The following is a 22425-nucleotide window of genomic DNA, read 5'->3' on the forward strand; positions in this document are numbered from 1 at the left end:
TGTGAGCTAGCGTCCGGCGAGGCGGTCGATATCGACGACTTCACCGCGATTGATGCTGACCCAGTCGCGCCCTTCGAGTTAGGGGCGCAGGCTTTGGGCGATGAGGTCCGCGTCGGCCGGCGACTTCGGCCGCTGAAGCTCGTAGACGTGCGGCAGCTCGGCCATGCCGGTGACGACGCCCCACAGCTTGAGAGCGTCCGGACCGGTCGGCGGATCCACCAGGACCGGCCCAAACAGGTATTGTCCGCCCATGAACAGCGTCGGCACGCCGAATCCGCCGGCGTCAACGACCCGCTGATGGTCGACGCGGATCTCGTCGTGGGTGGTCGGATCAGCCAGCGCGGCATCCAGAACCGAGCCCCCTACGCCGATGTCGCCCAACAGGCGTCGCGCTACCCCGGGATCGTGCGGTTTGCCGCCGAGGTCGTGCAGCTCATGGCCGATCGCGGCATACCACCGGTCGAGCAGCGACATATCGGTTCGGCGCAGCAACGCGCCGATCCGCATCAATGACCAGCCGTAGGACCAGTCGCGCTCCCACGGGTGCTTCTTGCCCTCCTCGCGGTTGATCTCCTCCAGGCTAAAGAACCGCCAGTCCACGGTGATACCCAATTGCGAGCGCACGTCGCGGATCCAGATTGACGTTTGATATGCAAAGGGGCACATCGGGTCAAAGTGAAAATCCACGGTGCTCATCGGGCCTTGCTCCTTCGGCTCGTCGAGTTGCTGCCCCGACGACATTGTGCCGCCTGAACCGAGCCAAGTATCGGGAAGTGGCGCTTAGCGGCCAGTGCCCCCGCACCGGCTCAGCGCGATGACATGCTGGGTCAGGGCGCGATCCCAGGTGTCGATCTCGCTCATTCGCCTCTGGAACGCGGGCCGGTGAAGACGCACTACCACACTGTCACCTTCGCCGTAAACGTGCAGACCGGGGAGGTATCGCTGCCGACGATGCCGGCGTAGCGCATGACAATCGTCGTGGTCCCGGTCTTCGTCGCCGTGAATATCCACACGTCGGTGCCGGGCGCTCCCATCCGGTCGGTGTTTGGTCGAACATACTCGTGACTTGTTTGCCTCACGATTGTGGAATCGCCGATCTCGGGGTCGGCCGTCCACCGGTAAGGAGTGGTGTGATTGGAGCCCAAGGCGACTTTTAGCGTGTTGCCAACCGAAAGCGTGGTGTCCCGAACGATGGCGCTCTGTTTCAAAATGTCGTCCATGGAGACCTGAATGGTCTTGGTCGCCTCGCGGCCTCCGGTAGAGCAGCCGAGCATCGCTGACGAGACGATTACGGCGACCGTCGCCAAGAGCCTTACCGTCATACCTGTGCACGATAAACCCCGCACGCTCGGGCTGGTCCGGTAACTTTCGGTGCATGTTTGGCATCATCCGGCCCTGCCGCCATCGGCTCGGCCGCGAGCTTGCACAAGCCTGGCGGGCCCAGTTGTGCGGTCTATGCTTGGCGTTGCGCGACGACCACGGCCAGGTCGCGCGGATCGCCACCAACTACGACGGGTTAGTGGTTTCCCTGCTGGTCGAAGCGCAGTCGGACGCGCAACCAACGCGCCGCACGGCCGGGCGGTGTCCGTTGCGCAGGATGAGCCGCGCCGACGTGGCCACGGGTGACTGTGTGCGGCTGGCCGCGGTGGTGTCGCTGGCGCTGGCCGCGGCCCGGGTACGCGATCACATCGACGATCACGACGGCATGGTCGGTGCGTTCGGGGTGCGGCCCGCCGCCCGCCGGGTTGCCGAACGGTGGCTACGCCAGAGCACCGAAACCGGTCACAGCCTGGGATTCGACGCGAATGTTCTGGTGGCCGCGATCGACCGCCATGCCGAGATCGAGGCGACGACCGGTCCCGGCAGCCCGGTGCTGCGGGTGACCGAGCCCACCGAGACGGCGGTCGCCGCGGCATTCGCGCACACCGCCGTGCTGGCCGGCCGCCCGGCCAACGAAGCACCCCTGCGCGAGGTCGGGCAATTGTTCGGACGGGTGGCCCACCTGCTCGACGCGGTCGCGGACTACCACCAGGACGTGGCGCGGGGAAAGTGGAATCCCTTGGTCGCCACCGGAATATCCGTCGACGAGGTGCGCGTTCTGTGCGACGACGCGGTGCTGGGCATCGAACTGGCCCTGGCCGAAGTGGACTTCACCGATGGACGCCTTGCCCTGCGGCTGTTGACCCGCGAGGTGCGCCGCGCGATCGCCCGCACTTTCGGCGCGGCCGGTTACACCCCGCGGAGCGGAACCCCGCATGGCGAACAGGAAGGGATCAGCTTCGGCAACCCACCGCTCGGCGCCGGCTACCCCGTCCCCGATGGCGTGAGCGAGGTGGCGCCCGAGGCCACCCCCAAAGCGGGCCGCGGCTCGAGCTGGTGCGACGGCTGCTGCGACTGCGGCGACTGCTGCGACTGCTGCTGCGACGACTGCTGCGACTGCTCGTAACTTCCGCGCGACCGCGACGACCATCCCAGAGGTCATGCGCGAGGATGGGCTGGTGTTTGCGCTTGTCGTCATCGTTGCGCTGGTCACCACCGTGGTCGTTGGGACGATCCTGGGCCGGCGCTATCGCGTGGGTCCCCCGGTCCTGCTCATCCTCCTCGGCGCGCTGCTGGGTCTGATCCCTCGCTTCGGCGGTGTCCACATCGACGGGGAACTCGTGCTGCTGCTGTTCCTGCCGGCGCTCCTCTATTGGGAGAGCTTGAACACCAGCTTTCGCGAGATCCGCGCGAACCTGCGCGTCATCGCGATGACCAGCATCGGTCTGGTCATCGCCACCGCGGTGGCGGTGTCCTGGACAGCGCGGGCGATGGGCATGGAGTCACACGCCGCGGCGGTCCTGGGCGCCGTGCTCTCCCCCACCGACGCCGCCGCCGTGGCCGGCCTGGCGAAAAAGTTGCCCCGCCGGGCCCTGACCGTGCTGCGCGCCGAGAGCATCATCAACGACGGAACCGCGCTGGTGCTGTTCGGCGTGACGGTCTCCGTCGCCGTCGGCGGCGCCGCAGTCGGCCCGGTCGCGCTGACCAGCCGCTTCGTCGAATCCTACCTGGGCGGTATCGCCGCCGGCCTGATAGTCGGCGGGCTGGTGACCCTACTGCGCCGCCGCATCGACGCGCCGCTCGAGGAGGGTGCACTCAGCCTGCTGACACCCTTCGCGGCGTTCTTGCTCGCCCAAACGTTTGAGTGCAGCGGTGTCGTCGCCGTCCTGGTGTCCGCCCTGGTGATCACTTACGTCAGCCCACGGGTGATTCGGGCTCGTTCGCGCCTGCAGTCATTTGCCTTCTGGGACATTTCGACCTTCCTCATCAACGGCTCGCTCTGGGTGTTCGTCGGAGTCCAAATCCCCGGGGCCCTTCGCGGTATCGCCGGCGTAGGCGGCGGACTTCGCCACGCCGTCTGGCTGGCGCTGGCGGTTGCCGGGGTCATCATCGTGACCCGATTTGCCTGCGTCGAACTCACCACCGTCGTGGGTCGTGCCGTCGACAAAGGCATGCGGCGGCAGGCCCGTCAGGTCGGTTGGCGTCAGCGCTGCGTGACCAGCTGGGCGGGATTCCGTGGCGCGGTTTCGCTGGCGGCGGCACTGGCCGTCCCGCTGACCGCGCACGGCGGCGCCCCGTTCCCCGACCGCAGCCTGATCATCTTCGTCGTATCGGGCGTGATCCTGGTGACCGTCCTCGTCCAAGGAAGCACGCTGCCCCTCGTCGTGCGCTGGGCCCGCATGCCCGAAGACGTTGCCCACGCCGACGAATTGCAACTGGCCCGCACTCGCGGCGCCCAAGCAGCCCTCGACGCGTTGCCGGTGGTCGCCGATGAGCTCGGTGCGGGCCCGGAGCTGGTGAAGCGTCTGACAAAGGAGTACGAAGAACACGCCGCGATCGCCGAGGCAACCGGCGACCCCTCGGCGAATAGCGATCTGGCCGAGCGCGGCGATCTGGCTCGGCGGGTCCGTCTGGGTGTGCTCGAGCACAAGCGCCGGGCCATCACCGAGCTGCGCGACCAAAACCGCATTGACGACATCGTCCTGCGCGAGTTGCAGGCCACGATGGACCTCGAAGAGGTGCGACTGCTCGGCCCGGCCGACGTCGACTAAGGGCTGAGTCATTTGGGAGGCCTGACTGAGGTCTATCGTGGCCTGGTAACAGAGGACCGCGACGATGAATCCCGACCGACGTTTGCCAATCCTGCTCGGCGCTGCCGGGCTCATGTTGGTAGGGACAATCGCGCAGGCCTGCTCCACGAAGGGCGGCGAGCCGGCTTCTGCCCCAAGCTCGAGTCCGACTCCCACAAACGCAACCGTCATGGTGGACGGGCACAGCCATACGATTTCCGGGGAGGTCGACTGCCGCACCACGCCAACGCAACCGAGTGCGACGCCGGCCGAGTCGGGGAGTCAGACCACGCGCATCAGCGCCCACGACGACACGGCATCGGTGTCGCTGTCCCTGTCGGATGCGACGCCGCCAGGCGTCAATGGCTTTGCGATTTCGCTCAACGCGGCAAGCGCCACTTACCAGATGCCGTATCAAGCGGTTCAGTCGCCCAACCAGGTCCAAGCAAGCAGACAGGGCAACAGCTACACGGTGACCGGGACCGGCAAGGCCTTGGCACCGGGTCAGGGGGGAATGCGCGATCTACCGTTCGAGATCGACGTAACCTGCTCGTGAGCAACCGATTACGTAGCCATGCCTGCTATAAACCAGACGCGGCCCACGTTCCCTGCGGGTAGGGAGGAACCTGGCCGGCAAACACGCCGTCGGTGAGGCTGCACAGCGCGTCGGAGATGGTTCCCGCATTCGCCAACACCTTGGTCTCACCGCCCGGGACGACGCGCACGACGACCGCCTGCCAGAAATGGCCGATGCCGCCGTGTTCATACCAGACGAACCAGTCGCTTCCGCGATCACCGGCACGAATCATGCGCCGAAACGGCAACGTTGGGTCGCTGACCGAATCGGTCGCGTTGAAGGGCGCGCCGACATCGGCGATGGGCGAAAGAAGCTTGAGTAGCTCCGGCGGTAGTTGGGACACGCTCTGGACTTCCTGAACTGGAGTCGCCAGCGTGCATTTCGTGTTGGGTGCCGCTCGAGCCGGGATCGCCGTCACCAGACCCAGGGCGACGCCGACGGCCGACCCCGCTAACGCCGCGGTGAAGACCCGTACGTTGCAAAGCCGCGTCACGATTGATCCGCCTAACTCGTCCGTGTACAGAAATTATCGCCCGTCGCGCCGACAGTTAGGCTCGTTGCAAACAACAAGGAGGTGAACCCCGGTGGATGCGCGCTCGCACGTGCTGATCACCGCCGCAGAGCTGGCCGGGCTCATCCGGGCCGGCGATCCGGTGTCCATACTTGATGTGCGTTGGCGGCTCGACGAGCCCGATGGGCACGCGGCCTACCTGCGGGGCCACCTACCGGGCGCGGTCTATGTGTCCCTAGAGGAGGAGCTCAGCGACCACACGCTCGCCGGCCGGGGCCGTCACCCGCTGCCGTCCGGGCGCAGCGTCGAAGCCGCCGCGCGCCGATGGGGCATCCGCCAGGACACGCTGGTCGTGGTTTACGACGACTGGAATCGAGCCGGTTCCGCGCGAGCGTGGTGGGTGCTGACCGCGGCGGGGCTGCCGAACGTGCGCATTCTGGACGGCGGCCTGTCGGCGTGGCGGTCCGCCGGCGAAGGCCTGCAGACCGGCCCGGTCAGCCCACAGCTCGGCAATGTGACTGTGCCGCATGGTGATTTGTATGCCGGAGGCCGGCCCACGTTGACGGCACAAGAGTCCGGCGCCGGAAGCGTGACGCTGCTCGACGCGCGCACGCCCGAACGCTTCCGCGGTGACGTCGAGCCCGTCGACCCGGTTGCCGGTCACATCCCCGGCGCCAAAAGCCTTCCCAGCACGGCTGTTTTGGCGGGCGACGGAACGTTTCTCGGCCAAGACGCGCTGTGCGAACTGTTGTCCGATCGCGGCGTCTCTCCCGGCGACCGCGTAGGCGCCTACTGCGGCTCGGGCGTCACCGCGACGGTCACAATCGCGGCGCTCGCCGCCGCGGGCCGGGAGGCCGCGTTGTTCCCGGGGTCATGGTCGGAATGGAGCGCGGATCCGAGCCGCCCGGTTGGCCGCGGTTCCGAATAGCCCGAGATCCCAAACCTTTCCGCATGCCCTCATGGCCCAACCCAGTTCTGCAGGAAGGCCTTGGTGACCCGGGCGGCGTTGTCCGCCGCGAGTTGCTTGTAGAAGAAGAACGAGATCGGGAAGCCCGGCAGGTGCAGCGGCTCGCCGGGCCCGTCCGACATTCCGCGGATGCCGAGGAACGGGATGCCGTGCGCGTCCGCGACCGCCTGCGCCGCCGCCGTCTCCTCGTCCACCGCGTCGAAGGCCGGGTTCTGTGCGGTATTGATATTCAGGTTGCTGAGCAGCCCACGGGTAATGAACGGCCCGAGTGCCTGGAAGAAGTTGCCGGTGTAGAGAATTGAGCGATCGGGTGCGCTGCAGGGCTGGCAGCCGAAAACGTCGCCGCCGTTGGGGATGCATGGCAATGCCTGGCCGTTGTTGTTGTCACTGCTGGAACCATCGCCGCCGACGAACAGCTGGGGCTGGCGCCCCAGATCGCTCAGTCTGATGGCGGGGACACGGCGGCACAGACAAATGGGATTGCCAAGGTTGTTGACGCCGCTCAAGCTGACGGAGAGGGTCTGCGCGGCGGCCAGCATACCGGGATCGACAGGACGAAATGTCACACCGTCGTCGAGGGTCCACCGGGCTGGTACCGCGACATCTCCAATGCGGGTGCGCCCGGCACCACCAGCGACTCCCGAAAACACCACTGCCCCAACCGCGACGCTGGACCCACAGGTGAAGCGCTTCAACGCGACACGGGTGGTCTTGGTCGCGTTCACCAGGCCGATGCCGGTCATCGCAACGACCACCTTCTTGCCCGCGATCGAGCCGAGGTAGAAGTGCCGATAGCCGAGAACCACGACCGGATGCGGGTCGAGGGTGGTGCGGGCCAGCACGGCGTCCGCTTCGGCCGGGAAGGCCGACAGCACCAGCGTGCGCTTCTCGCAGGGAACCGCGCCGGCCATCTTCACGATATCCCCCGGGTCGGCGACGGCCACGCCACCACCCACGCACAAGGCAACCAGCACGACCAGGGCGGCCCGGAACCGATTGAGCACGATCCTCCCGTCTCTGGCCTCGTCTCGTCGGTCATGGCTGCCAGAATTCGCTCTCGGATGGGCGTGGCTGATAGTGCTTGGCTGATATTGTTTGGCGTTGATTTTCGCGCGACACGACGAGCAGGTGGAGAGTCGTTATCGATCTTTTTGGTTAGCGATTTCTTCGCGTTATCCGATTGCAATCCGGCGCCACGACCTCCGAAAGGACCCCCTTGGACATCTTCGCGGAATGGCAAAGCGGCGGAACGGAATTGCACTGGCGGTCGACCACCACCGGCAACGACGGGAAGGAAGTCACGGTCTTCAGCCGACGCTGCGGCACGGCGGGCAAACCCGCGCTGGTGTGCGTACACGGCTTCCCGACGTCGAGCATCGACTTCTTCGCGTTGGCGTGCGAACTGAACTCCGAATTCGACATCTTTGTGTTGGACTTCCCGGGCTACGGATTGTCCGACAAGCCAGCGGCGCCTCACGTGTATTCGTTGTACGACGACGCGCGTCTGCTCGTCCACGCGATCACGCAGGTATGGAAGCTGACCGAATACCGGATGCTCACCCATGACCGCGGCAGCAGCGTCGGCATGATCGCGCTGGGCATGCTGGCCGCCGGAGACCCACCGGCACTGCCTGTCGACGTCATCGTGACCAATGCCAACATCTACCTTCCGCTGGCCAACCTCACGGTGTTCCAAACCGCGCTGCTCGACCCCGCGACGGGCCGGGCGACCGCGGCGGTGACCACACCGGAACTGCTGGCGGCCGGTCTGGGAGCGAGCACCTTCATGCCGCGGCGCACATTAGAAGACCCGGAAATCGCCGCGTTGGCCAAATGCTTCGCCCACAACGACGGCACCCGCGTGTTGCCGGACACCATTCAGTACCTCAATGAACGCGCCGCGGGTGAAACCAGTTGGCTCGAGGCGCTTTCCAAGCTCCCCGTCAACGCCACGCTGGTGTGGGGCCTGCACGACAACGTCGCGCCCTTGCGCGTCGCCAACCATGTCTGGCAGGCGTATCTGAGGGACATGCCCGGCCGGAGCCGCTACTGGGTGGTGCCCGGCGCGGATCACTACGTGCAATGTGACGCGCCCGGCCAGTTGGCCCAGATCGTTCGCCTCACCGCCGAAGGTGGGGACATTTCGCTGCAGACGCTTGCCGACCAGCCCGAGGGCGCGGTCCTCGTGGATCAAAGCGCAACCTCTCGACCATGATGCCGAACCCGCTCGAGGAACTCACGCTGGAGCGGCTGCGTCGCCGCACGAGCATGAAGTGGCGTGCGCACCCCGCCGATGTCTTGCCGTTGTGGGTCGCGGAGATGGATGTGCCGCTTGCGCCGACGGTAGCCGACGCCGTCCACCGGGCGGTCGACGACGGCGACACCGGCTATCCCTACGGAACCGCGTACGCCGAGGCGGTCAGTGAATTCGCCTCGCGGCGCTGGGAATGGCACGACCTGGAGGTTGGCCGCACGGCGATCGTTCCCGACGTGATGCTCGGCGTCGTTGAGATGCTGCGTCTGGTCACCGATCGCGGTGACGCCGTCATCGTCAACTCGCCGGTGTACGCCCCGTTCTACGCTTTCGTGTCCCATGACGGCCGCCGAGTGATCGAAGCCCCGCTGGGCCCCGACGGCCGAATCGATTTCGACGCGTTGGAGCACGCGTTCGCCCGTGCCCGCAACTCCGGCGGGAACGTTGCGTACCTGTTATGCAATCCGCACAACCCGACGGGAGCGGTGCACACCGCCGAAGAACTGAGCGAGGTCGCCGAGCGTGCCCGCCGGTTCGGGGTCCGGGTGGTGTCGGACGAGATTCACGCCCCGCTGGTCCTGTCCGGGGCGCGTTTCACCCCGTACCTGAGCGTGCCCGGCGCGGAGAACGCGTTGGCCGTGATGTCGGCCTCGAAGGCGTGGAACCTTTGCGGACTGAAAGCAGCGCTGGCCATTGCCGGTCCGGAGGCGGCCGCCGACCTTCGCCGGATGCCCGAGGAGGTCGGTCACGGCCCCAGTCACGTTGGTGTCATTTCGCACACCGAAGCGTTCCGGACCGGCGGCGACTGGCTGGATGCGCTGCTGGGGGGTCTGGACGCGAATCGAACGTTGCTGGGCGACCTGGTCGCCGAACACCTTCCCGGGGTGCGGTTGCTGCGGCCGCAGGGCACCTATCTTGCGTGGCTGGATTGTCGAGAACTCGGCCTCGACGATCCCGTCACGAATGGCCTTGCGGTGGTGTCCGATCTGTCCGGGCCCGCCCGCTGGTTTCTCGATCACGCCCGGGTCGCGCTCAGCTCGGGCCATGTGTTCGGAACCGGCGGATCCGGGCACGTCCGCATGAACTTCGCGACCTCCCAAGCCATCCTGGCTGCGGCCGTGTCACGGATGGGTCGGGCACTGCGCGCGCACCCGCCGTAGCGCGACTCAGAGCCCGACCTGGTCCTCGATGATGCCGAGCCAGACCTGCGCCACGTCGATGGCAACCTTCTCGCTGATGAATGCGTGCTGGGTTCCGGTGTACATGTCGCGAAACGCGCGTTCCAGGCGGCTGCCCTCCCGGATCGAGCTGGTCCCAGCGACGAGGTGAGCCCATTCCGCGCAACCTCTGGCGGTATCGGTGGCGAAGACGGCGGCCGCGCGCATGTCCGCGCGCAGGGTTGGCGTCAGGTCTGCACCTGAGGCGACGGCGGACTCGGCTGTGGTGAAGGCGTCGAGGACCAACAGGCGCGCGGCCCGCCAGGCCGCGACGTGGTGGGCGAGTCCCTTCTGGAAGGTCGGGCGACTGGCCAACGCCGCCATGTCACTCATCCGATACTTGGTTGCGGCCAGCTCCGCGACGTCGTCGAGCATGCTCTTGGCGACCCCAAGTGCCCATGACGCGTGACCGGCGGCGGTGACGGGCATCAGCCCCATGCGGGTGGCCGGCGAGCTACCCCGGTACGGCTCGCGGGTAAATAGTGGAAACGTCCGGCGCAGCGGCACGAACACATCCCGGGCGCTGTAGTCGTAGGATCCAGTTCCCTTGAGCCCCTGCACATACCAGCCGTCGTTGAACGAGATGTCCGCTCGCGGAACCACGGCCACCTGCATGTCGGGGATGCCTTCGCCGATCCAGCGCATCTCGCCATGGTCCATCGGGAAAAACCCGGCGGCGATGTATTGCGAGTGACCGACGCCCGAGCCGAAACTCCACGATCCGCTCAACCGGTAGCCGCCTTCGACAGCGTTCCCTTGTCCGTTGGGGAAAAACTGGCCGCCCATGGTGACCCGGTTGTCGTGGGCGGTGAATACCTCGGCAAAGCCTTCGTCGGGGAGATATGTCGCCGCCGCGAACCTCGACGGCAGGTTCGCGATCCCGATCCACCCGAAAGACCCGTCCTGCCAAGCCATTTCGATCCATGTCTCGATCATCGCGGCAAGCGACGGTTCCACACCCCCGGCTTCGACGGGACTCAACGCCGACATCAGCCCGGTGGCCCACATTTCGTCGACAATCGTGCCGGTAAGCGTGCGTATCCGCTCGGATTCGGCCGCCTCGGCGGCCACCAGCTCCCGCATCCCGCGGGCCAACTCAACGACCAAGCCGCTCATTTCGGGAATCCGAAGAGCGCAACCACCCCGTGATCCCGACCGGCCGTATAGCCGCCGTCGACGGAGATGGCCTGACCGGTGACGAAGGAGGCGTCGGGAGAGACCAGGAAGGCCGCCATGGCCGCGACCTCCTCGGGCTTGCCCAGCCGTTGCAGGGCATGCTCCTTGGTGATCGAGGCCCGCGGAGCCTCCATGCTTGGCATGCGAAAGACGCTGTCGCTCATCGGCGTTTCGATGAAGCCCGGACAGATCGCGTTAGCGCGGATGCCGCTCGGCCCGTAGTCCAGCGCAATGTTCTTGGTCAACAGCACAACACCACCCTTGGCGGCGTTGTAGGAGCTGCCACCCGCCGTGCCTTCGAGGCCCTCGATGCTGGCAAGGGTCACGATCGAACCACGCTCGCCGTCGACCCGGGGTTGCTCGATCATCCTGGCCAGCGCGGCCTTGGCCACCAGGAAGGTGCCGGTGAGGTTGATCCCGATCACCCGCTCCCATTCGGTCCGCGGGAGCAGATGGACCGGGCCGCCGCCGGCAACACCGGCGGAATGGACGACCCCGTCGAGGCGGTCGGGCACGGCATCGAACACCGCGGCGACCGCGGCTTCGTCGGTCACGTCGGCCGTCACGAAACCGAATCGCGGACCAAGCTCCGGCGGGCTCGCCAGGTCGGCGCCGACGACGGTGCCGCCCTCGTCGAGCAGGCGCCGGGCGGTGGCCAGGCCGATGCCCGACGCCGCTCCGGTCACGACGAAGGTGCGCGAGCGGGCCCGATCAGGGGTGACCATGGGCCGCCGCTAGCTTTCGACTGCCTTCGCGCAGGCGGCGAGGACGGCACGAAAGCTCGAGCGCAGTAGCGGACGGCTGACCGCTGCCATCAGCTTGCCTCCCGCGTGAACCGGATGGGTGTAGCGGGTCAGCCAGTCGACGTGGGTGCCGTCACCGGACTCGGCGAACGTCAGTGTGCCGCCCTCGTGAGTGAACGCCGGGAACGAGCGGACAATCAGGTACGAGTAGCTGTGCGGCCGGTCGTAGGCGGTGATCTCTTCGCGAAACCAGGTTCCGACCCCGGTCACCTCCCGCACCGCGCCCACGCCGGTCCCCGGCGAGTCCTTCGTCCAGCCGGCCCTCAGTACCAACGGAGCTGCGGCCAAACTGGCCGGGTCGGCCAGCCAGTCGAAGACCCGTTCCACAGCCGCGGCGATCGTCTTCTCCACGTGAATCTCGACCATGAGATCTCCTGCCTGGCATTGGCCGTGTCCTCCCGCACATGCTAGACGCCACCCACTCATCACCGCCGGCGAGCACTGCGGGCCCAAACCCACGCCGCCGCGTGGTCCCGTGGTCGTGGCGATCGTCTGATTGAAAAGGCTTGGCTGGACCGGTTTCTGGCGCTGCTTCCGGATGATCCCTCCGTATCGTGGCCTGGGACAGCTTCTTTCACCCACCCCACACCGGGGCGAACCCGCTACCACGCGAGGCGCGACAGCGCCGAATATCGTGCACTGCTGCACGACAACGGATTCGACGTGGCGACGCACGTCGTGGAAGATCCCACGTGCGGTATGCACGCCATCTGGCTCGCACGACTCAGGTAACCGCATGGCCATGGAAGCGACCGCGTTTGGGGTCGATCGCATCGACGGTGAAACCCCGGCCGGCGAGCCGTTGTTGAAAAATGCCGCGCTCACGTCACGCCCCAGCCGGGCACCGCTCTCCCGGGAGAACACCCGGGCCTGGGGAAGCACGATGGCCGGTGTGCCGGCACCTGCGGGGGTGAACCGGATCGTCGTTCCGTCGGCGGTGACATCCGAATACTCGCATTCGAGCACCTGAAACCACCCGCGCGCGCCCCGGACCGAAATCGAGCCGTCCGGCTCGGCCCGAAACTCGCGTCCCCGCTTGAGGACCGGAACGAGATTCCACCAGATCACCAGCAAACCGGGCACGACCAGCACGAACAGCCCATAGGCGTGGGTTTCTTCCAGGTGCGCGTCGTGAGACCAGCCGGTTACCACTTCGTACGTCCAGCCCACAACGAAGGTCCCCATGTCGCTGAACACGTCGCGGACGGTCGCGCGACCGGTGCAAAGGTCGTAGGCGATCGCGCCGATGGCGCCGACCCCTCCAACCGTGAGGGCCACGCCGAACAACGCCAGACCCCAGTTCGTTCTCGACACAAACGAGCCGCGCACGTCGGCGACGTCGTCCAAACTCACCTTCGGCCCACCCAGCGGCCTGGCCAGGCACCAGACGCTGACGCCGATCGCCGCCGCGAGCGCCAACAGCTCGACCGGACCGAAGGAATCGCGGTCAGAATTGGCGATCGCCAGGCCCACAAGAGTCAGCCACGCCAGCCACCGCAGCGCCCGTTGCCAGCCCGCGACGCGCCTCGCGCGAGTGGATTCACCATCCTCGGCCTCGATCAGGTCGTCGTCGGGCTCCCGATCAGCCATCCCAGGATTCTGCCAGGTCCCCCTCCTAGACTGCCGTGAATGACGGAACGCTTGACGTCGGCAACGCACTGGGGCGCGTTCACCGCGCGGGTGCAAGACGGCGACATCGTGGCGGTGAGTGCGCTGCGCGGTGACACCAACCCGGCTCCGCAGCTACAGAATCTTCCGGGAGCGGTTCGGCATCGCAGCCGCGTGGCCAATCCCGCGGTGCGGCGCGGATGGTTGCGCAGCGGCCCGGGCCCCAGTTCAATGCGCGGCGCCGACGAGTTCGTGGAGGTCGGCTGGGACGAGTTGATCGAGCGGCTGGCCGCCGAGCTGCGCCGCGTGGTCGACCGCCATGGCAACGAGGCGATTTACGGCAGCTCCTACGGCTGGGCCAGCGCCGGCCGGTTTCACCACGCGCAAAGCCAGGTGCATCGTTTCCTCAACATGCTCGGCGGATACACCGCGTCGCGGCACAGCTACAGCGCCGGCGCATCCGAGGTGATCTTCCCCCATATCTTCGGCGCGGGCCTGTTCGACGCCTGGGCCGACACCACCACCTGGGATGTCATCGTCGACCACACCGACCTGTTGGTGGTGTTCGGGGGATTGCCGTTGAAGAACACCGCGGTCATGCCCGGTGGGGCCACCTGCCATCCCGACCGCGACTACGTCGGCCAGTACCGGGCGCGCGGCGGGCGGTTGGTGTCGATCAGTCCGCTGCGCGACGACATCACCGCGATCGCCGGCCCGCTCGACGATCGGTGCCGCTGGCTCGCGCCGGTGCCCGGCACCGATGTGGCGATCATGCTGGCCCTGGCGTACGTGCTGGCCACCGAGTCGCTCGCCGATCGGGCGTTCCTCGACACTTATTGCACCGGATACGAACGCTTCGAGCGCTACCTGCTCGGCGACGATGACGGGCTACCCAAGACGCCCGAGTGGGCCGCGGCGTTGTCCGGACTGGACGTCGACGAGCTGCGGGCTCTGGCCCGCCGGATGGCCGCCGGCCGGACCCTGATTACCACCAGCCTGTCGCTGCAGCGAATCGAGCATGGCGAGCAGAGCGTGTGGATGGGTGCGACGTTGGCCGCGATGCTGGGCCAGATCGGGCTTCCCGGCGGGGGCTACGGTCATGGCTACGGCTCCAACGGTGTCGGCAACCCGCCGCTGGCATGCAAGCTGCCGGGCCTGCCGCAGGGAGCCAACCCGGTGCGGAAGTTCATCCCGGTGGCGGCGATCAGCGAGCTGCTGCTGCGGCCCGGCGGGCAGCTGGCCTACGACGGCAAGCTGCTCGACCTGCCCGACATCAAGTGCGTCTACTGGGCCGGTGGAAACCCGTTCCACCACCACCAGAACCTGCCCCGGCTGCGTCGCGCGCTTTCTCGGGTCGACACGGTCGTGGTGCACGAACAGTTCTGGACCGCGATGGCCAAGCACGCCGACATCGTGGTGCCCACCACCACCAGCTTCGAGCGCGACGATTTCGCGGGCAGCCGGACCGACCCCGTGTTGCTCGCGATGAAGACGCTGGTGCCCAGGTACGCCAACGCCCGCGACGATTACGACACCTTTTCCGCGCTTGCCCACCGGCTGGGATTCGGCGAGCAATTCACCGAGGGCCGTAGCGCTCGCGAGTGGCTGCAACACTTGTACGAAAAGTGGTCGGTGGAGCTGGATTTCCCGGTGCCGTCGTTCGACGAGTTCTGGCGCGCCGGCCGGCTGCGGTTGCCGACGAGAACGGGCCTGACGATGTTCGCCGACTTCCGGTCCGATCCGGTCGCCTATCCGTTGGGCACGCCCAGCGGGCGTATCGAGATTTTCTCCGAGACGATCGACGGCTTCGGGTTGCCCGATTGCGCCGGGCATGCCACCTGGTACGAACCCAACGAGTGGCTCGGCGGTCCCCGAGCGCGGCGGTTCCCGTTGCATCTGATCGCCAACCAGCCGCGGACGCGCCTGCACAGTCAGCTCGATCACGGCGGCGCCAGCATGGCCTCGAAAATCCTTGGGCGAGAGCCGATCCGGATGCATCCGGACGACGCCGGGGCGCGCGGGCTTGGTGACGGCGACATCGTGCGGGTGTTCAACGACCGCGGCGCCTGCCTGGCCGGTGTGGTGATCGACGACAATCTGCGGCCGCGCGTGGTGCAGCTGTCGACCGGAGCGTGGTTCGACCCCGCCGATCCGACCGACCCGGATTCGATGTGTGTGCACGGCAATCCCAACGCGCTGACCAACGACGCCGGAACGTCGTCGTTGGCGCACGGCAGCACCGGCCAGCACGTCTTGGTCCAGATCGAGAAGTTCACCGGCGAACTGCCACCGCTACGCGCGCACGAACGGCCGCCGCTTTCGGGCTAGAACCGACCTCGGCGCCTACAGCGCGGTGCGCGCGAGGGTCGCCCCGGCGATGTGATTCAGATGCCCGACGGCCACCTCGACCGAACTTTGTCCGGGTACCGCCGGAACGCTCTGGTAGCTAAGGTGCGGCAACGTCGGCGGGGTGGTGGCATAGAAGCGAATCGCGAGGTCGATCGCCTCGACGAGCGCCGGGCCACCCACAATCGGATCCGTGACCAGGGCCAGGACCTGCTGGGCCAGGCTTCCCTGACCGGTTAGCCCGGCGATGAGGGCCACGATCGCGTTGATGTCGATGCCGAGCTGGACAGCCGCCTTGTAGACCGCGGTGATGTCCGCGCCGGCGGTGTCGTTCGGCGTTGTCGTGTACAGGTCACCGGGATTGGCGAAGTCCCACCAGGTGTCAACGCCGTTCGCATCCTTAGGGACCTGTGCCGCGGTGAGGTTGGTGGCGGCGATACCGCGGCCGCCCGGGTCGGGTCCGCCCGGGAACGTGTGCCCGGTCAGCCGCCACGGGTTTCCGAAGGTGTAGCCGCCGATCAGGTTCGGCCGTGCCCATTGCAGTGGGCCGGTCATGATCGCCGCCAGCACACGCGATGCGGCCTCGGCACCCTGGCTGTAGCCGCCGAGCGCAAACGTCTGGTTGGGGTTGGCGTTGATCCACGCCGTCGCGTTGGCGACGGCGATCTGCACGGATTGGGCGTAGCTCGGTGCATTCGGCGCGCCGGGTGGTATCGGCCCGAACGTCCAGGGCGCCTGCACCGGCACCTCGAAGACAAGGTCGGGGTTGGCCGCACTGACGACGTCGGACGGGTAGCCGGTGCCGGGCGCGGCCCACGTACCGGCGAACGTGAGCACCGCGTGCCGCACCAGCCTTACGCCGGAGATGTGAGCGGCGATATCGCCGAAAGTGGTTGTCATTTAGCCGTTGTGGGCAATCCGTTGGCCTTGCGCCACTGGATTGCGAACTCCATCAGCTCGATGAGCACGTCCCCGCTGTCGCGGGTGATGCCGTCGCTGAACGTGTGCACCCACGCCAGCTGTTCGGCAACGGTGACCTGCTGTTCGAAGGCGTCGTAGGTGCCCTGGTATGGCTGTCCGTTGTGGGTAGAGTTCCACGGGCCGCGGGCTGGGTCGTCGACGATGTCGCCGATGTCGCGGGGATGGCGCGCGAGCACCCGGCGCCAGGGTTCGGGTACCCCGTTGATCGCGACTCCGGAAATATCGGCTTGCAGGGATTGTGGGTCTGGCACGGTAATTCCTCCTGGGTGAGGTGACGATGCCGCATGCTATTGGCCAGCGTAGGCCCGCCGCCGCCGGTTGGCACGGACCGATTGAGGCGGCGTCCTCGCCGGACGTGGTCGGCAGCATCCACTCTGCCGCCGCAACGCCATTCACCGTTCGCCGACGGATTCGACCGCCAAAGCTCCTGCGCAGTAACCTGTTTCGACCTCAGAATGGCGGTGGCTTGTTGCGTGCGGCGATGTGCGCATCGTTGAGGGCGCGTTCGCATGTGATGCGGTGTGCCAGGTCGGCGGCTCGGGTGCGTTGTCGGCGTAGCATCATCACGCCGCGGTGCTCGGCGGCGATTGGGGTCTGGGGTTTGCGGTAGTTCGGCGGTGGTTGTGTGCCAGGCGGGCAAGAAGATGCGACTGCCGGGGTAGGTGGTGTAGGTGCGGCCGTTGGGTGCGGTCCAGATCACCATGCCGTCGGGCAGTTGCCCGTCGCGCCAACCTGCCCAGAAGGTTTTCAGCAAATGATGGCAACGACTACGCCAAGAACACTCAGCGTTTCCGGGCTGTTTCCGCTGGTCAGGTGCGTTCGGGCGCCTTCCGGGCGTTGCCGCTAGACCCGTTTAGACTGAACGTCAGCGTTGGGTCAAGAGGGCCCGCGCCTGCCGGGTGTAGTGGATGAACGGTTGCCGGCCTCGTCTCCATGAGAGGGCCGTTCGATGCCGTCCCCACCATCGCCCCGTGTCTCGCACTTCCGCGCGAAAGTCGCGGGGCTGTCCCAGAAGCGCCCGCCCGAGGACCCGGAACTGGCTGAGGCGCAACAGAACCTGCGCGTGGCGAGACTGGCCGACCACATTAAGAGGTGCGTCGACCAGGCGCCCGCGCTGACCGCCGAGCAGCGCAACCAGCTGGCCGAGTTGCTGAGGCCGGTGCGCGGCGCGTGACCGAAGGAAAACCGATGCCAGACAACGGAAAAGCCGGGCGCGACCAGACGCCCGACTCCCCAATGCAACACCCCCACGGTGCTGACAACAGTGTAAGCGGGGTGCGCCCCGATGGACGGTAAGGCGAACGCGATCACGCCGCCGAGCGAGAGGGCGCGGTACCTCGCCCGCGTGAAGGCTGAGGCCCGGAGGCGTGTCTACAACGACGGCATGAACCGCACCGACTTCACCGCGATGCTCGCCGACGCCGCCGTCCCGGAACCGCGGGAACCGGACGTGCTGCGCCGGGGGGACGGGGTCGGCCTGTTCTACCGCGGCGGGTTCGACGCCGACCCCGGTGGGTTCTGGCGTCACCGTCACGACTGGGACACGAACACGTGGCTGGCGTACAGGCGCACCTACGTGATGGACGAGACCGGGCAGGGGCGCTACGACGTCACGGTCGACGAAACCGAGTCGTGCGCCCCCGGCGCGATCTGCGGCTTGTTCGGCCCCACGGAGGCCGGCAAGACCATGATCGCGACCGCGGGCTGCGCCGAGGGGGCGACCTCCGAGGAGCGGGGGTTGCGCCCGTTCCTGTACCTGGACGTGGACCGCAACGGGGCGGACGCGTTTTACCAGAGGATGACGATGCTGGGCGCGGACCGCGACTACCTCCACCCGGACGCCGACCTGGCGTGGCACGCCCAGCCCGCGGACGCCGAGGACCTGCAGGGCTGCGTCGAGGACTTCGCCTCGTTCAGCACCGGCGGCGTGGCGGTCATGGACGCCGTCAACGAAATGGTGGGACTGTTCGACGGCAACCCGAACCAGACCGACGACTACCTGGAGATCGTGCGCCTGGTGTCGGACCCGCTCATCAGGGCCGGGCACTGCGTCCTCCTCCTGGACCACACGGGGCACGGGGCGAGTGACCGCGAGGTCGGCAGCCACGCCAAGCGGGCCGTCATCTCCGGCTCATCCATCGAGGTCCGCCCCGTCCGGCAGTTCACGCCGGGCAGGGGCGGCGCGGTCGAGCTGTGGGTGGCCAAGGACCGGCCGGGCCAGCTCCGCCGCTGCTGCCCGCCCGGCCGCGGCGTCGGCCGCTGCCAGTTCGCGGGCACGTTCGTGCTCGACCCGCCCCGCGAGGACGGCGTCGCGCGGTGGCGGGTCGAGCCGCCCACGGGCGGGCGCATCGGCGGCGGAGCCGCGCACCCCGGCGACCGCGTGATCGAGGCCGCAAGGGCGTTGGGCGACGAGTTCACGGCCGACCGGCTGTCGGCCGCCGTCCACGGCCGCGAGCCGACGCGGGCGGAGATCGAGGCAATACGGCGGACCATCGACGAACTGGTTGACGAGGGCGAGTTCGTGGTGGTCCGCGAGGGCCGCAAGGGGCGTGGCGGCGCGGCCGTGTGGGCGGTCCAGGAGCACGCATCGGAAAATCACGGGGACGCGGAGGCCGACGCATTTGCTTGTGATTAACGCGGAAAATCACGCCAAATCACGTGCGGCACAACGCCGCACGTCAGGAAATCACGGACAAATCACGCAAATCACGGGCGGGCATGAAAAAGGCAAATCACACACTTCCGGGGGTCTAGTAGAGACCCCGGAATGTGTATTTGCATTCTGCCTGGTCCGCCGGGACCTTGAAACATCGCCAGCGGTCTTGGTCCGCGGCACGCCCGAACCACGGCCCCGCGGCCGCCCGCCCGCCAGGACCACCAGCCCGCCATCCACGAGGAGAGGAACAGCACCCATGACAACGACGAAACTGGAGGCCGCAATGGCGACGATCCGCCCCGCACCCGGCGGCCGCGGCCTGCCCGAGGGCACGGTGCGGCTGAGGCTCGAGGCCGTTGAGTTCATGGTCGGCCAGGTGGACGTCGGCGGCCGCCCGATGGCCAAGTTCGGGATGCTGCTCGAGACGGACCTAGGCCCGTTCCTCGTCCAGATTCCGGTCATGAAGGTCCGCGCGGTCGCCAACAACATGATCCGCGCGCTGGAGCGCGGCGCCTGCCAGCCCGACTGGGAGGGCCGCCCGTGACCGCCGCCGCCGTCGCCGACCGCATCGTCGTCAAGCCCTGGACGTGGACCGCCCCGGACGGGCAGACCGTCGTCAACGTCTTCGTCCAGGTGGCCGCCGCCCCGATGGTTCGCGGGTCCGCGGGTGACCGCGAGGCCGCGGTGCTGGCCGCGGTCGAACGGTTCGAGAAGGCGCTGCGGCTGATCACCAGGCCGCCCGGCGCGCCGCCCGCGCCCAACCGTGAGGCCACGTGAGCGCCGCGGCGTGGACCGTCTTCTGCGCCGCCGCCCAGTGGCCGGTCACCTGGAACCGCGGCCACCTGGTGGTCCACGGCCGCCGCCCGCTACTGGTGCGCGTCACCGACGCCGAGGGCGAATCCGCGCTCGCGGCGGCGACACCCGGCCTCGAGCGTCACGCCCGCGCCACCGGCTGGGTGCATGACCTGGCGGTGACCGGCCGTCGCCCGCTGCCGCCGGTCAGGAGCTACCTCGGCGACGCGTGCGCGGGGCTGATGGGCGAGCCGGTGTGGCACGCATACGACGGCGAGCGCGAACTCATCGGTTGGGACTGGGCCGAGGCGATCTGGGTGCTGTGCGCCGACTGCCAAAGGCTCGGCATTCACCACGCGGCGGCCAACTGGGACGTCAGGCCCTGCGGCCACCCGTGCCACCAGCGCCGCAACGCGGTGCCGGTGGTCAACCAAACGTGGCGCGACGCCCGCGCCCAAAGGAGAAGGAAACCGTGACCGACGACGACCTGTTCGACGAGCCCATCCCCATCTGCCCGAGCCACTTCGACATCGAGATCCGCCCCGACGGCGCGGGCCGCCCGGCGGTCGGGCTGCTGCTGGACGGCGAAATGAGCGGCAAGTGGGTGGTCTGGCTCCCGGCCGCCGAGGCGGCCGTGGTCGGCGCCGCCCTGCACCACGCCGGGCGCGACAACATGAAGGAGGATCAGGAATGACAACGACCGACGACACCACAACCACGCCCGGGGACGCCCAAACCGCCCCTGGCGCACCGGAACTCGACGACGCGGCGGAAGCCACGCCGGACGACCCCGGGGACGCCACGGACGCCCTGGGCGACGACGGCGACGGCGACGACGGCGGGGTGCCGTCCTACGAGGAGCTGGAGGCCGAACGCGACCACTGGAAGGACGTGGCCGGGTCCGACAAGGCCAAGCTGGCCGCCGAGGCGGCCGGTTACAGGACGAAGCTGCGGGCGACCGAGGAGGAGCGCGACGCGGCGCTCGGGCAGGTGGCCGGCCGTGACGACGCGCTGTTCACGGCGGCCGTCCGGATCGCCGGCTGCAACCCCGGGCAGACGGCCTACCTGCGGACGCTGGTCGACCCCGCCGACCACGTGGTGGACGGCGCGGTGGACCTCGACTCCCTGGCTGGCGCGATCGACCACGCCAGGGCCGAGGCGGGGCTGACCAGGCGGCCACGGCCCAACCCGGCAGCCGGGCGGCGCACCGATGACTACCGCCAGCGCACCGGCCGCGACGACTGGGACGCGGCATTCGGGCTGGGCGAGTGAGACTACCCCCGGGGGGTATGTGATAAACTGACGAACGGAACCCGCCAGCGGCGGGCCCGCGGCCAGGCCTGTGGCCCCGCGAGACAGAAACCCCAGTTAAGTTGTCGCCTTGTGCGGCAACGCGTCTCGCGGCCGCGCGGCCGAAAGCCGCTGCCGCGGAAAGTGAGTCACAAGTGACCGCTCCGTTCTCAACGCCGGACGCCGTCAAGGCGCTGGCCATGGACGTCAAGGGCGTCGAGCCCAGGGACGTCGTAAGCGAGGCCATCATCCTGCAGGTGTCCGTGAAAGCCGGCGCCGTGGAAGGCGACGCGCCCTCGGTGCTCGTGCCCAGGGTCGAGTTCGATCCCGACGACGTGCCCTTCGTCCCCGAGGGGGACGCCATCGTCGAGCTCGACGTGCCCGACAGCCAGACCCAGATCTTCACGGGCAAGATCGGTCTCATCGTCCCGGTGAGCCGGGAGCAGTGGGGCCAGCCCGACGCCGCCTCGCTCATCAGCGACGCGGCACGGGAGGCGTTGGTGCGCAAGGCCAACCGTGCGTTCCTGTCGCAGGCCGACCCGTCGCCAGCGACCACGCCGCCCGCGGGCGTCCTCAACCAGACGATCACCGTCTGGCCGGACGACATCGCCACGGCCGCATCGCTGGACCCGGTGGTCGACGCGATCGCCAACATTCAGGCGGACGGCGGGGTGGCCACCCACGTACTGGCCCACCCCCTGGACTGGGCCACCCTGGCGAAGCTCAAGCTGGCCACCGACTCCAACGCCAGCCTGCTCGGCGCGGGCACCGACGGCTCGCCGGCCGTCGCGCCGCAGAGGCGGCTGCTCGACGTCCCGGTCTTGATCGACCGCGACGTGACGCAGGGCAATCTGGTGGTGCTCGATAAGCGGGCAATCTTGTCGGTCATCGGCCAGGTCTTGGTGGCAACGAGCCAGGACTACCTGTTCGGCAAGGACTCGATCGCGACGCGCCTGACCTGGAGGTTCGGGGCGAAGGTCAGCCGCCCCGAGCGAGTGGTCAGCGTGCCGCTCGACAACGGCTCGGTGTAGTAGGCCAACCGAAACGCCGGGGCGCCGCGTCCTCCGTTTGGTTGACGTTGCGCGGCGCCTCGGTGCCGGGCGGCGGGGCTACGTTCGCGGCCCCGCCGTCCCGACAA

The 22425-nt window shown here is 68.0% G+C and carries 23 protein-coding genes and 1 pseudogene; 15 read left to right on the top strand and 9 right to left on the bottom strand.

The window, feature by feature from the left end:
* Positions 1-6: 6 nt before the first annotated feature.
* Together G6N24_RS11230 and G6N24_RS11235 are read right to left on the bottom strand one after the other, a co-directional pair.
* A pseudogene (locus tag G6N24_RS11230) lies at positions 7-696 on the bottom strand (mycothiol-dependent nitroreductase Rv2466c family protein).
* A gap of 197 nt (positions 697-893) precedes the next feature.
* Positions 894-1322 (bottom strand): protease inhibitor I42 family protein, encoded by a 429-nt coding sequence (locus G6N24_RS11235; protein WP_085162271.1) that lies wholly within the window; start codon positions 1320-1322, stop codon positions 894-896.
* 53 nt (positions 1323-1375) lie between these two features.
* Between G6N24_RS11235 and G6N24_RS11240 the strand changes: the two genes are divergently transcribed.
* The 3 genes from G6N24_RS11240 (at position 1376) to G6N24_RS11250 (ending at position 4665) form a co-directional block, all read left to right on the top strand.
* Positions 1376-2446, top strand: coding sequence for a DUF5685 family protein (locus tag G6N24_RS11240; RefSeq protein WP_085162272.1), 1071 nt, complete (start codon positions 1376-1378; stop codon positions 2444-2446).
* A gap of 52 nt (positions 2447-2498) precedes the next feature.
* A complete protein-coding gene (locus tag G6N24_RS11245) occupies positions 2499-4091 on the top strand; it encodes a Na+/H+ antiporter (protein ID WP_085162301.1) in 1593 nt (530 codons plus the stop codon).
* Positions 4092-4203: 112 nt separating this feature from the next.
* Positions 4204-4665 (top strand): lipoprotein LpqH, encoded by a 462-nt coding sequence (locus G6N24_RS11250; protein ID WP_163745641.1) that lies wholly within the window; start codon positions 4204-4206, stop codon positions 4663-4665.
* A 25-nt stretch (positions 4666-4690) separates the two neighbouring features.
* Here the strand turns inward: G6N24_RS11250 and G6N24_RS11255 are convergent, their stop codons facing one another.
* Positions 4691-5179, bottom strand: coding sequence for a hypothetical protein (locus G6N24_RS11255; protein WP_232070757.1), 489 nt, complete (start codon positions 5177-5179; stop codon positions 4691-4693).
* 91 nt (positions 5180-5270) lie between these two features.
* Here G6N24_RS11255 and G6N24_RS11260 point away from each other — a divergent pair, with 91 nt between their 5' ends.
* The gene (locus G6N24_RS11260) at positions 5271-6125 is read left to right on the top strand and encodes a sulfurtransferase (protein WP_085162274.1); all 855 of its coding nucleotides are present in this window, start codon (positions 5271-5273) and stop codon (positions 6123-6125) included.
* 29 nt (positions 6126-6154) lie between these two features.
* Here G6N24_RS11260 and G6N24_RS11265 read toward each other — a convergent pair whose 3' ends face one another.
* Positions 6155-7168 (bottom strand): 5'-methylthioadenosine/S-adenosylhomocysteine nucleosidase family protein, encoded by a 1014-nt coding sequence (locus G6N24_RS11265; protein ID WP_232070758.1) that lies wholly within the window; start codon positions 7166-7168, stop codon positions 6155-6157.
* 212 nt (positions 7169-7380) lie between these two features.
* Here G6N24_RS11265 and G6N24_RS11270 point away from each other — a divergent pair, with 212 nt between their 5' ends.
* Together G6N24_RS11270 and G6N24_RS11275 are read left to right on the top strand one after the other, a co-directional pair.
* Complete coding sequence (locus G6N24_RS11270; protein ID WP_085162304.1) at positions 7381-8379, top strand: alpha/beta fold hydrolase; 999 nt, start codon at positions 7381-7383, stop codon at positions 8377-8379.
* Positions 8376-9578 (top strand): MalY/PatB family protein, encoded by a 1203-nt coding sequence (locus G6N24_RS11275; RefSeq protein WP_085162275.1) that lies wholly within the window; start codon positions 8376-8378, stop codon positions 9576-9578. The genes G6N24_RS11270 and G6N24_RS11275 overlap by 4 nt, the downstream gene beginning before the upstream one ends.
* A gap of 6 nt (positions 9579-9584) precedes the next feature.
* Here the strand turns inward: G6N24_RS11275 and G6N24_RS11280 are convergent, their stop codons facing one another.
* The 3 genes from G6N24_RS11280 to G6N24_RS11290 are packed head-to-tail and all read right to left on the bottom strand — an operon-like array spanning position 9585 to position 11980.
* Positions 9585-10751, bottom strand: coding sequence for an acyl-CoA dehydrogenase family protein (locus G6N24_RS11280; RefSeq protein ID WP_085162276.1), 1167 nt, complete (start codon positions 10749-10751; stop codon positions 9585-9587).
* On the bottom strand, positions 10748-11536 hold the full coding sequence (locus G6N24_RS11285) for an SDR family NAD(P)-dependent oxidoreductase (protein ID WP_085162277.1): 789 nt from the start codon (positions 11534-11536) through the stop codon (positions 10748-10750). The genes G6N24_RS11280 and G6N24_RS11285 overlap by 4 nt, the downstream gene beginning before the upstream one ends.
* Before the next feature lie 9 nt (positions 11537-11545).
* Entirely contained in the window at positions 11546-11980 is a 435-nt protein-coding gene (locus G6N24_RS11290) for an SRPBCC family protein (protein WP_085162305.1), read from the bottom strand.
* Positions 11981-13243: 1263 nt separating this feature from the next.
* Between G6N24_RS11290 and G6N24_RS11295 the strand changes: the two genes are divergently transcribed.
* The gene (locus tag G6N24_RS11295) at positions 13244-15550 is read left to right on the top strand and encodes a molybdopterin guanine dinucleotide-containing S/N-oxide reductase (RefSeq protein ID WP_085162278.1); all 2307 of its coding nucleotides are present in this window, start codon (positions 13244-13246) and stop codon (positions 15548-15550) included.
* Between the two features lie 15 nt (positions 15551-15565).
* On the opposite strand, the gene G6N24_RS11300 is transcribed toward G6N24_RS11295, so the two are convergent.
* Both G6N24_RS11300 and G6N24_RS11305 read right to left on the bottom strand, forming a co-directional pair.
* Positions 15566-16468 (bottom strand): hypothetical protein, encoded by a 903-nt coding sequence (locus G6N24_RS11300; protein WP_085162279.1) that lies wholly within the window; start codon positions 16466-16468, stop codon positions 15566-15568.
* The gene (locus G6N24_RS11305) at positions 16465-16800 is read right to left on the bottom strand and encodes a hypothetical protein (RefSeq protein WP_085162280.1); all 336 of its coding nucleotides are present in this window, start codon (positions 16798-16800) and stop codon (positions 16465-16467) included. Before G6N24_RS11305 ends, G6N24_RS11300 begins: the two co-directional genes overlap by 4 nt.
* Positions 16801-17498: 698 nt before the next feature.
* Between G6N24_RS11305 and G6N24_RS11310 the strand changes: the two genes are divergently transcribed.
* The 8 genes from G6N24_RS11310 to G6N24_RS11345 all read left to right on the top strand — a co-directional run bounded on the left by G6N24_RS11310 (position 17499) and on the right by G6N24_RS11345 (position 22318).
* Complete coding sequence (locus G6N24_RS11310; protein WP_085162281.1) at positions 17499-17723, top strand: hypothetical protein; 225 nt, start codon at positions 17499-17501, stop codon at positions 17721-17723.
* A gap of 210 nt (positions 17724-17933) precedes the next feature.
* Entirely contained in the window at positions 17934-19184 is a 1251-nt protein-coding gene (locus G6N24_RS11315; protein WP_232070759.1) for an AAA family ATPase, read from the top strand.
* A 277-nt stretch (positions 19185-19461) separates the two neighbouring features.
* Positions 19462-19749, top strand: coding sequence for a hypothetical protein (locus G6N24_RS11320; protein WP_085162283.1), 288 nt, complete (start codon positions 19462-19464; stop codon positions 19747-19749).
* Entirely contained in the window at positions 19746-19982 is a 237-nt protein-coding gene (locus G6N24_RS11325; RefSeq protein ID WP_085162284.1) for a hypothetical protein, read from the top strand. Before G6N24_RS11320 ends, G6N24_RS11325 begins: the two co-directional genes overlap by 4 nt.
* A complete protein-coding gene (locus tag G6N24_RS11330) occupies positions 19979-20473 on the top strand; it encodes a hypothetical protein (RefSeq protein ID WP_085162285.1) in 495 nt (164 codons plus the stop codon). The genes G6N24_RS11325 and G6N24_RS11330 overlap by 4 nt, the downstream gene beginning before the upstream one ends.
* Positions 20470-20691: a hypothetical protein gene (locus tag G6N24_RS11335; protein WP_085162286.1), complete on the top strand. Its 222-nt coding sequence runs from the start codon at positions 20470-20472 to the stop codon at positions 20689-20691. Before G6N24_RS11330 ends, G6N24_RS11335 begins: the two co-directional genes overlap by 4 nt.
* Complete coding sequence (locus G6N24_RS11340) at positions 20688-21269, top strand: hypothetical protein (protein ID WP_085162287.1); 582 nt, start codon at positions 20688-20690, stop codon at positions 21267-21269. The genes G6N24_RS11335 and G6N24_RS11340 overlap by 4 nt, the downstream gene beginning before the upstream one ends.
* A gap of 218 nt (positions 21270-21487) precedes the next feature.
* The gene (locus G6N24_RS11345) at positions 21488-22318 is read left to right on the top strand and encodes a phage major capsid protein (RefSeq protein WP_139822554.1); all 831 of its coding nucleotides are present in this window, start codon (positions 21488-21490) and stop codon (positions 22316-22318) included.
* The last annotated feature ends 107 nt before the right edge of the window (positions 22319-22425 follow it).

The sequence above is a fragment of the Mycobacterium lacus genome, assembly GCF_010731535.1.
Classification (GTDB): Bacteria; Actinomycetota; Actinomycetes; order Mycobacteriales; family Mycobacteriaceae; genus Mycobacterium; species Mycobacterium lacus.